The 1,814-nt window shown below is 69.9% G+C and carries 3 protein-coding genes and 1 pseudogene; all 4 read left to right on the top strand.

Translation table 11 applies throughout. From position 1 onward, the window contains the following. A partial coding sequence (locus KVT45_RS54360) for an SDR family NAD(P)-dependent oxidoreductase (protein ID WP_217562442.1) occupies positions 1-397 on the top strand: 397 nt, incomplete at its 5' end. 114 nt (positions 398-511) lie between these two features. After that, a pseudogene (locus KVT45_RS54355) lies at positions 512-964 on the top strand (transposase); the annotation flags it as partial. 252 nt (positions 965-1,216) lie between these two features. Further along, a complete protein-coding gene (locus tag KVT45_RS54350; RefSeq protein ID WP_217562440.1) occupies positions 1,217-1,516 on the top strand; it encodes a hypothetical protein in 300 nt (99 codons plus the stop codon). A gap of 81 nt (positions 1,517-1,597) precedes the next feature. Then, on the top strand, positions 1,598-1,814 hold a 217-nt coding region (locus KVT45_RS54345; RefSeq protein ID WP_217562438.1), incomplete at its 3' end, for a hypothetical protein.

The raw sequence follows: 1,814 nt of genomic DNA, 5'->3' as shown, positions 1-1,814 counted from the left end.
CCTCGACGTCAACGTCATCGGCGTGGTCCGCACCACCACCGCGTTCCTGCCGCTGCTGCGCCGTTCGGACGACCCCGTGATCATCAACGTCAGCAGCGGCATGGGCTCCCTCGCCTTCACCCACGACCCCGGCCGGTCCGAGTCGCTCGTCGTCGTGCCGCTGTACGCCTCCTCGAAGGCGGCGCTGACGATGTTGACCACGCAGTACGCCAAAGGGCTCAAGGGCATCCGTGTCAACGCCGCCGACCCCGGCTACACCGCGACCGACATAAACGGTCACAGCGGCTCCCAGACCGTCACCGAGGGCACGGACGCGATCGTCGCCCTCGCCACCGAGGGGCCCGGTGCCGGCACCGGACGCTTCATCGACCGCCATGGCGAGATCGCCTGGTCCTGACACCGGCGGTCCGGAGACTGCCGCCTCCGACCAGCGTGAGAACCTGGGGCGACCGTCACGCCAGCCTTTTGACCTGCGTCTTCAAGTTGGCGGAGGCTCAAGGGGTCTGGGGAGATCCCGGCGGAGACGGTGCGGGTGACTCGGGCCGCGTTCCCGAAGGGGAGCCTGGCGATCCGGGTGCGGGACGAGTTGGGCTCGTTGTTCAAAGATGAGGGGTTCGCGGACCTGTTCCCGGCGCGGGGCAGGCCGGCCTGGTCACCGGGCGGGCTGGCGCTGGTGTCGGTGTTGCAGTTCGTGGAGGGGCTGACCGACCGGCAGGCCGCTGAAGCAGTGCGGGCCAGGATCGACTTCAAGTACGCGCTTGGGCTGGAACTGGACGATCCGGGCTTCGACTTCTCGGTGCTGTCGGAGTTCCGTGACCGGCTGGCTGGGGCGGACGCCGGGCGGCGGGTGCTGGACGGCGTCCTGGTCGCGGCCCGTGACAAGCGGCTACTCAAGAGCGCGGGCCGGGCCCGGACGGACTCCACGCATGTGCTGTCGGCAGCGCGCGAACTGTGCTGGCTGGAGGGAGCAGGGAGAGCCTCTCTCAGACGACCTTTCCGCCTGCGGCCGACGCCATGACCACGCTCCGGGCGAACTGCCCGCGTGACCATCGCAGGCATAGAAGCGGCGGCCGTCATCGGGGCCGGCGCCGGGCTCGAACCACATCACGGCGGCATGCCGGCAGGAGTGGTGGTCATCCAGGGCGCGGCCTGTTCGCGATAGCTGTGTCCGACTGGGGCCAGTTCGGCGCAGCGGGTGAGGCTGAAGATCGTCACCATGACCATGTCCGAGGGCCGGGCGGTAGCCGGTGCGCGGCCACAGATGCATCAGATCGGTATCGCCGACGTCGGTGGCGGCCTTGCGCAGCGGACCGGCGAGGTGGTGGAGGGCTGGGTAGCCGAGCGGGGCGAGGGCGCCGCAGGTGTCGGTGAAGTGGTTGCGCGGAGCGCGGGCGGCCCCGCCCAGGGCATCACCGCCGTCCACGCGTGGACGTTCACCGGCTGGACCCACGAAGGCTGCAGATTTTTTTCGCGGATCGCGACAACCCCGGGTGGGGCCGCACGTCTGGTGGGGTGAAAGGCGGTTTCCGGGACGGGATTTTCAGCCCCGGCGCTGCCCGACCTTCAGCGTTGTCTCTACTCTTTGGAGTCGTTTCCTATGCGGCACATCCGCACCAAGAAGTCGAACCGTTCCCTGCGCACCTGGGTGCTGGGGTCGGCTGCCGGTCTCGCCCTGGTGGTGGGCGGCAGCATCGCCGCTCAGGCGGCCAGCTCCGGCCACGCGCACCCGGGCACGTCGGCCACGGCCGATCCGAAGCCCGTGCCCTCCACCCCGGGCAAGCAGACGTCCACCGACACCGACCCGACTCCGGTCC

This window comes from Streptomyces sp. GbtcB6 (assembly GCF_019091475.1).
GTDB lineage: Bacteria > Actinomycetota > Actinomycetes > Streptomycetales > Streptomycetaceae > Streptomyces > Streptomyces hyaluromycini.
Note: the sequence above shows the minus strand (reverse complement) of the source record. Positions and strands in the feature narration are given on the sequence as shown.

Coding starts and splice junctions, on each gene's coding strand:
- KVT45_RS54350 (WP_217562440.1), top strand. CDS start 1,217: ATGACCATGTCCGAGGGCCGGGCGGTAGCCGGTGCGCGGCCACAGATG.